Raw genomic sequence first — 7,124 nt, 5'->3', positions numbered from 1 at the left:
CCTTGCGCTGCTCCAGCTCTTCAGCGAGGCCCACACGCCGCGCGACAGGCGGAAGCAGTCGACCGGCGTCGAGGAGCCCAGCGCCAGGAAGCGGTGCAGCTGCACGCCGCTCCACTGGAAGCCGCACTTCTCCAGCACGTTGCGCGAGGCCGGGTTGGTGACGCGGGCACCCGCATAGAGATGCTCGTCCTCGAATTCCTCGAAGAAGAAGTCGATCGCGCCGCGCGCGGCCTCGGTGGCAAAGCCCCGGCCCCAATGCTCGACGCCGAGCCAATAGCCGAGCTCGGCATTCCCTGGCACGGAGCAGTCGATGCCGACCATGCCGACCGGCCCGGTATCGTGCTCGATCAGGAACACGGTTTCGCTGCCGAGCGCCGCGGTGGCGCGGATGAATTCGACGGCGTCGTCCTGCGAATAGGGATGCGGCAGGCGACGGGTGTTTTCCGCGACGCGGCGGTCGTTGGCGAGCCGGGCGATGGTCCTCACGTCGGCCAGCGTCGGCCGCCGCAATGTCAGCCGTTCGGTGGCGACGACGCTCGGTCTCGCCTCAGCCAAGGTCACGCTCGAGAAATCCTGCAACATGTCCGGCTCCGTGAAAGTCACTAAGTCAAAGTGAGCAAGTCAAAAGAAAAGGGGAGGCCGGTTTCCCGCCTCCCCTTGGAGCCTTCGATCTCTGCGATCTCTAGGACTCCGCCGGTTCGGTCTGGGACCCGGCGGACTCCAATTTGGTCCACCGTCTATTCAGCAGCCTCGGCGATCGGGAGCACCGATACGAAGGTGCGGCCGTTGGCTTTGGCCTGGAACGTGACGCGACCCTCGATCTTGGCGAACAGAGTGTGGTCCGTGCCCATGCCGACATTAAGGCCGGGATGCCAGGTGGTGCCGCGCTGACGCGCAATGATGTTGCCGGGAATCACAACTTCCCCGCCGAACGCCTTGATACCGAGGCGCTTGCCCTTGGAATCGCGACCGTTGCGCGATGAACCGCCTGCTTTTTTGTGAGCCATGGCTCGTCTCCGAAATCTTGCGTATTTCTAGATCAATTCCCTGACGGAATCATTTCAAAATTTCTCACGCATCAATTCGTGAATTGGCGTGATCGATCTTGCGTTACTCGGCGGCTTCCGCTGCCGGCTCCTTCGCCACCTTTTCCCGCTTCGGACGCGGGCCCTTGGTGGGCTTGGCGCCGTCCGTCAGGATCTCGGAGATGCGGAGCACCGTGATCTCGTCGCGATAGCCGCGCTTGCGGCGCGAATTCTTGCGGCGGCGCTTCTTGAACGCGATGACCTTGGGGCCACGCTTGTGGTCGAGCACCTCGACCGCGACGGAGGCACCGGCCACCGTCGGAATGCCCAGCACCGGCGTGTCGCCGCCGACCACCAGGACTTCATTCAACTGCATGATCGAGCCGACTTCGCCTTCGATCTTGCCTACTTCGAGAACATCATCCGGCTCGACGCGGTATTGCTTGCCGCCGGTTTTGATGACTGCGAACATCGTTTTTTTCTCCGTGTTCAATCCCGGCCTCGCGACTGTCATGTCGGGGCCGGCTTTTTGTCAGTCGCTATGGGTTTATGCGAGTTTTGTGCGGGCGGGTTTTATCCCTTTGAAAACCCACGCAAAAACAAGCGGCGCGAGAAACGCCCCGCGCCGGTTGCGGAACTTATAGCCGCAAGGCGCCAAGAGTCAAGCAAGAGTCAGGGAAAAGCGGGTGAAAAGCGCCCGGATTTGAAGGATTTGGCCCTCTGGCGGCCTTCAGCCGAATCTCGGTTGGGCTTTGCAACAAACCGGTTCCCGCGCCGTTAGTCAGGCCGGAACACGTTTAGCGGGCAAGGGCTCTTCAATGGCAACGGACGAACTGGTCAAGACGACGACGACGGGCATTGCCCATCACGGCGCCGAGCGGCTGCCGTCGGTGGACGTCGACAGCTTCAACATCGAGATCAAGGACGAGGACGGCTTCCTCGGCGACCGCGCCAGCAAGGGCGCGTTCCGCGACATCCTCGACGGCTGGCGCAAGCCGCTGCGCAAAACCGGGGAGGACCCGTTCGGCAAGGAGCCGTCGGAAAACATCAGCAAGAAGACGCTGGACGACATTCTCATCGGCGATGACGTCGAGGCCTCGGCGGTGGTGCACAGCGCCATCGAGGAATTCGCTCAGGAGCTCGCTTACGTCACCCGCCGCTTCCTGAAGACAAAAGCCTGGGCCAAGACCGAGCGCATCGTGGTCGGCGGCGGTTTTCGCGACTCCAGGCTCGGCGAGCTCGCGATCGCGCGCACCGAGATCATCCTCAAATCCGAGGATTTCAAGATCGACCTGACGCCGATCCGCCATCACCCCGATGAAGCCGGCCTGATCGGCGCGCTGCATCTGGCGCCGTCCTGGATCTTCGAAGCCCATGACAGCATCCTCGCCGTCGATATCGGCGGCACCAACATCCGCTGCGGCCTGGTGGAAACCGGCTGGAAGAAGGCCAAGGACCTGTCGAAGGCCAAGGTCGTGAATTCGGAGCTGTGGCGTCATGCCGACGACGAGCCCACGCGCGAAGGCGCGGTGAAGCGTCTGATCAAGATGCTGAAGGGGCTGATCACGGAGGCCGAAAAGGAGGGCTATAAGCTCGCCCCCTTCATCGGCATCGCCTGTCCCGGCGTGATCAACGCCGACGGCTCGATCGAGAAGGGCGCGCAGAACCTGCCCGGCAATTGGGAGAGCAGCAAGTTCAACCTGCCGGCGAGCCTGCTCGAGGGCATTCCTGCGATCGGCGAGCACGACACCGCGATCCTGATGCACAATGACGGCGTGGTGCAGGGCCTTTCCGAGGTGCCGTTCATGCAGGACGTCGATCGCTGGGGTGTGCTCACCATCGGCACCGGCCTCGGCAATGCGCGCTTCACCAACCGCCGCAAGGAGAACGGCAAGGACAAGGACTCCGCGGACAACGGCAAGAAAAAGGACAAGGACAAGAAGGGCGACTAGCTCCCGTGCGGGACGAGCTCCGTCCCCCGCACGACGGAGGTCCACTCCCTCACCCGCAAGCGGGAGAGGGCCGGGGAGAGGGTGCCTCGGCAATGGGGCACTCTCGGCAAAGCCCCGGGACACCCTAGCGCCCCAGGTAACCTTGACCGGTTAGGTTAAGGACCGGATTGCGTTGCGGGCCGCCCGCCGCACGCTAGGGTCGAATCGTCGCCTCACCTGGCCTGCGAAGCCGCCCTTCCTGGTCAGTTTTTCAATGAGCGGCACGGGACCGCCAGTGTTTACCGCGTCTGGCGGTCCCACCCTGTTTTTGAGAACATGCGATTGGCCCCAACCGCCCGCCCCAATACCGGTGCGCCCCCTCGCTGCGCTTGTCTCGCCGAAGCCCGCCTTCGGGCGAAGGCGGATGCGGGAGAGGGTCGGGGAGAGGGTGCATCCACATTGGGGTCGCGAATCGGACGCCACCTCCCGCCTGACAAAAACGCGTCAAACCGGCAATCGGGCCGCTTTTCCCTCGCGTTCGTGCCGGGAAGGGGCGTGCCGGGTCGAAACAGCCAGCGGATTTTCCCCTTTCGCGCCTTGTCTGGCCCGCCATCCTCGCCTATTAACGCCCCCAACCACAGGGGCCCTGCCTCTACATGGCGCCTTCAGGAGAGGTGGCAGAGTGGTTGAATGCACCGCACTCGAAATGCGGCATAGGTGCAAGCCTATCGGGGGTTCGAATCCCTCCCTCTCCGCCATAGTTTTACTTGGCTTGCTTGGATCCCTCTTGCTCGAGTGAGATCGCGAAGCAGTTCGATCCCAGGCGCCCCAGCCAGCCATTCGCGCGATTCGCCAAGCTACACTTTCTTGGGCTTCTCCTTGCACTCCTCCGGCACGTCCATCGCCCCGACCACGCAATCTGTTGGGCGCGTCTCGTTCCACACCTTCACGAGCGTGCACATGTTCTTCTTCCACCACTTCTTGATGTTGCGGTCGAACTTTTCGAGCCCTTCTACTCCCGGTAAACGACTTCCATCACTAATCGCGAAACTCGCATTCTCGCCTTGATGGCGGACATGGAAGTGGGGGGGCGGGTGCTCCAGCGCTTGAATCACGACGACCATGTTGTTTATCCGATCCACCTGTTCCTCGGTGAGAAGACGCCTTCCCTCATCATCCCAAATAGGGCCTTGACGAAAGTCGTCCTCTAATTCGTCAATAAGCTCTTGGGGAATCGGCAACTCCACGAGGCGAGGAAACGCGCTCTGGGAAACCCCGGTCCTCTCTACAAGGGTGGGTTCTCCTACCACGATGAGCCTTTCGGAGAACTCTTCGATGGCTTCGAGCGAAAGCGGTCCCTGCCTTAATTGCCTCCATATGCTTCCTGCTTCTGCAGTAAAACGCCTCGCAAGACTAATGTCCCCGTGTCTTGTCTCTAGCACCTCGTCTAGTTCAGAACTCGGATCGACATTCGCGATCTTCAAAAATGCGAAGTCGATGAGCCCGGCGACCGAAATCAGCGCGCCAAGCAATGCAAATTTATCCGTGGTTGAAAGCAGTTGGCGCAGCGTCTCCTCGCCCTTCTCCGGCGTAAGCATCGCAAAACGATCGTCTTCATCGCTCGAAAGAAACGCGAAGTAGAATGCCAGCAACTGGCACAGCGTGTTTCTCGCCTGTGGCGTCAGCTTGTCCAAGAACTCAATGATCAATTTGGGCGGGTCGGTCTCATCATTGGCTTGCTCGTTCATACCTCGCCCCTATTTGCCGCGCTCGATCATGTCGAACATGAACCATGTGCACGCCCTCGATCAGTATCCGCCAATTGAGCGGGCTCTCAGCATTTTCGCGGTCGCCAAACTCGATAACGATTTCTTGCAGGTTGCGCGAATTGCTTCCATGCGTCCCATGACCGTGAAAGACTAGTCGGCACCATCAAGGCCAACAGCTTTTCCAAAAGCGATACCAAACGGGGTAATGACAACGCTTTCCAGACCTCCGGGAAAGCTGACCTCATCCTGCGTCGGGCCGTAGTCTCCGAAGCGGTCGTCACTACCACCGGGCTCGAATGTTTTGAACGAGACGATCGCAGGCTGGATGAGTCCGAGCCGATTGAGCGTGATCACCGATACCGGATCGTGTGAATGCGTACCATCGACTCCGGGTCCATACGTCAGTGTTGAATCTCGAAATTTCTTTTTTGCGATCTCATCCTTCGACGACACGAACATCTCCGCCAGTACAGCAGCGTCATCAGAGGTCATTTCCCCGAGAGTCGTGACATACTTCCGGTGAATTTCGTTTTCGTTGGCATCCATTCCCGTAGCCAATAGGTTGGCCCAGAGAGTGTGAAGGTCGTCGTCATCCTCGACCGTGGCGTATTCCAGCAAGGGCAGGGCCACCTTCGGCGGTATCGCCCGGGTTATGGCCACGCCCTTTTTTACCAGACGATCTAAGGCTTTGTGATACAGCGTCTCAGCCCGTTCCCAATTATAGATGGAGGCCTCGATACGACGCGCAGCGATCCGGTCGGTCCAGAGATGCGCGACGGTCTGTCCGATCGCGTCTCCGAAAATCTTGTCCAGCCAGCCACCAGTTTTCACGCCGGCATCAATGGCCTTGCCCCCTGTCTTGGCGATCTCCTGGACGGCCTTGGCCGTTTCCTTTATCGCGGCGACTTCCTCATCCATCGTCTCCTCCCTCAGGGGCTGAGAGACAATTGGGGAGCTTGGAACACTTTGAAAAGCCCGGGCAATGAAAAATGACGGGCTAACGTGCCGAGGGACATCCGGAGGCTGAACTTTTATCCGACTTCCATCATACGCTGGCCTTGTGCGCGGTGTTCGGCTCATCAAGGAGTACGCACCAGAAAAGGAGGGCACCAATGACGGTGTTTCTCGGTCTCAAAGCCAGTCAACCCGACGGTGCGGCTTATCGTCTGGGCTTTGGGTACAAATTGCACTCACCGGCCTCGATAGTCGCCGTGTGTGCGGTTGTTCTGATGGATCGACGGGACACTCTACAAACGGGACGTCCTTTCCTTCATAGGACGGTGTTTTGCGCCTTAACCAGATGCCGGTACTGGTCAAAGCCTACGTCCGAAAGTGCAGTGCGGTCGGGTCTGGCGAGGTACTTCGCTACACGTTCGGCGGTCACTACGGTCTTTCCGTTCTCGAGGTCGCAGTTAAACGCCGTGATTGCCGTCTGCGGCGCGACTAGCTTGGCGGGGTTCGGGATAAAGCCGGCAGCGACGCAGGTTTTACGGATGTCTTCGTACGCTGCCGTCAAAACCGCTTCGTCGTCATGCGAGCCGATGAAGTCGTCGAGGTAGACCGAGATGCAAACGCCGTTTGCTTGCGCTCGCTTAATCGCGTCCGCCACGTCCGATTTCATCAAGACAAGGCTGGCGAGTAGCGGCGACTGCACAAAACCGATCGGCAGTGCGTGTTTCGGCCCGGGAAGTGGATTGAGAACGCAAGACCATTTAGAAAATGTCCCCGCTCCTGGATAACGCCATTCGCGCAGTGCGCGGGTCACGCGCATACGGGCAATCGAGTAGTAAAAATTTTGGATGTCGATCTTGAAGAAGAGGCTGTTATTCAGATGCGCGTGCAGGGCCGCGACGTGGCCGCCCTTTTTGAAGTGATACATGTAATCGGGGAAGACGACGCGCCGCTTAAAATATTCAAGCATCCGGTTGCCGCGGCGGACGCATTTCTCGTTTGGTTTAAAAAACCATTTACCGCGCGCTCGGTACTTGAAATCGTAATTGACGATCATGGCAGTTGGCGACCTTACCCACAATTTCGATCAGAAGCTTGATGGCCGAAAGCACCGGCACCAACCATTCCGCGATCTTGCGGGTAAGGGTCGCCACACGTGCTAAAAATTTGCGCATGCGGCGTCTCCATCGTTCACCGCCAGCTACCCGCGACCCAATAACTTGGAGTCGTCAACCGAGAAGCACCTGATACGTTACGTAGCGTCGCGTACCAGTTGTCCGAACCGTAACGTTCCATACCATTACGTACAAAACGCCCGGGATCGCCAGGTCATCGCCAGCGGAGGATTATGATGTGGAGATCTGGTTGCACGGTTCAAGGGTTATTGACTCAAATCCACTTGTTCTTGCCGCCAACCCCTACTTCACGCCCCCCCGCCCCCTACCTCT

The 7,124-nt window shown here is 59.5% G+C and carries 8 protein-coding genes and 1 tRNA gene; 2 read left to right on the top strand and 7 right to left on the bottom strand.

The annotated features are described in order from the left end of the window. From SE92_RS22295 to rplU, 3 genes are all read right to left on the bottom strand, one after another. Positions 1–582 (bottom strand): GNAT family N-acetyltransferase (locus tag SE92_RS22295; protein WP_063198397.1); only part of this gene is annotated, 582 nt, incomplete at its 3' end. A 155-nt stretch (positions 583–737) separates the two neighbouring features. Then, positions 738–1,007: a 50S ribosomal protein L27 gene (gene rpmA, locus SE92_RS22290; RefSeq protein WP_011083253.1), complete on the bottom strand. Its 270-nt coding sequence runs from the start codon at positions 1,005–1,007 to the stop codon at positions 738–740. Positions 1,008–1,110: 103 nt separating this feature from the next. After that, entirely contained in the window at positions 1,111–1,497 is a 387-nt protein-coding gene (gene rplU / locus SE92_RS22285; protein ID WP_063198396.1) for a 50S ribosomal protein L21, read from the bottom strand. Between the two features lie 346 nt (positions 1,498–1,843). Here rplU and SE92_RS22280 point away from each other — a divergent pair, with 346 nt between their 5' ends. Beyond that, positions 1,844–2,977, top strand: a complete 1,134-nt coding sequence (locus tag SE92_RS22280) for an ROK family protein (protein ID WP_063198394.1) — start codon at positions 1,844–1,846, stop codon at positions 2,975–2,977. A 647-nt stretch (positions 2,978–3,624) separates the two neighbouring features. Continuing rightward, a tRNA-Ser gene (locus tag SE92_RS22275) sits at positions 3,625–3,714 on the top strand. 99 nt (positions 3,715–3,813) lie between these two features. Here the strand turns inward: SE92_RS22275 and SE92_RS22270 are convergent. From SE92_RS22270 to SE92_RS36040, 4 genes are all read right to left on the bottom strand, one after another. Next, positions 3,814–4,704, bottom strand: coding sequence for a DUF4160 domain-containing protein (locus SE92_RS22270; RefSeq protein ID WP_063198392.1), 891 nt, complete (start codon positions 4,702–4,704; stop codon positions 3,814–3,816). Between the two features lie 171 nt (positions 4,705–4,875). Continuing rightward, entirely contained in the window at positions 4,876–5,643 is a 768-nt protein-coding gene (locus SE92_RS22265; protein WP_063198391.1) for an Abi-alpha family protein, read from the bottom strand. Between the two features lie 352 nt (positions 5,644–5,995). After that, positions 5,996–6,733 (bottom strand): reverse transcriptase domain-containing protein, encoded by a 738-nt coding sequence (locus SE92_RS22260; protein WP_063198389.1) that lies wholly within the window; start codon positions 6,731–6,733, stop codon positions 5,996–5,998. Next, positions 6,693–6,851 (bottom strand): hypothetical protein, encoded by a 159-nt coding sequence (locus SE92_RS36040; RefSeq protein WP_157095622.1) that lies wholly within the window; start codon positions 6,849–6,851, stop codon positions 6,693–6,695. The genes SE92_RS22260 and SE92_RS36040 overlap by 41 nt, the downstream gene beginning before the upstream one ends. Between the last annotated feature and the right edge of the window lie 273 nt (positions 6,852–7,124).

Source organism: Bradyrhizobium sp. AT1 (assembly GCF_001590795.1).
In the GTDB taxonomy this organism is placed as follows: Bacteria; Pseudomonadota; Alphaproteobacteria; order Rhizobiales; family Xanthobacteraceae; genus Bradyrhizobium.
The sequence above is the reverse complement of the archived record's forward strand: the minus strand, read 5'-3'. Positions and strand labels throughout refer to the sequence as shown.

What these genes read in the sequence shown, in the direction of transcription:
- rpmA (WP_011083253.1), bottom strand. Translation starts at nt 1,007, where the DNA reads ATGGCTCACAAAAAAGCAGGCGGTTCATCGCGCAACGGTCGCGATTCC.
- rplU (WP_063198396.1), bottom strand. Translation starts at nt 1,497, where the DNA reads ATGTTCGCAGTCATCAAAACCGGCGGCAAGCAATACCGCGTCGAGCCG.
- SE92_RS22280 (WP_063198394.1), top strand. Translation starts at nt 1,844, where the DNA reads ATGGCAACGGACGAACTGGTCAAGACGACGACGACGGGCATTGCCCAT.
- SE92_RS22270 (WP_063198392.1), bottom strand. Translation starts at nt 4,704, where the DNA reads ATGAACGAGCAAGCCAATGATGAGACCGACCCGCCCAAATTGATCATT.
- SE92_RS22265 (WP_063198391.1), bottom strand. Translation starts at nt 5,643, where the DNA reads ATGGATGAGGAAGTCGCCGCGATAAAGGAAACGGCCAAGGCCGTCCAG.
- SE92_RS22260 (WP_063198389.1), bottom strand. Translation starts at nt 6,733, where the DNA reads ATGATCGTCAATTACGATTTCAAGTACCGAGCGCGCGGTAAATGGTTT.
- SE92_RS36040 (WP_157095622.1), bottom strand. Translation starts at nt 6,851, where the DNA reads ATGCGCAAATTTTTAGCACGTGTGGCGACCCTTACCCGCAAGATCGCG.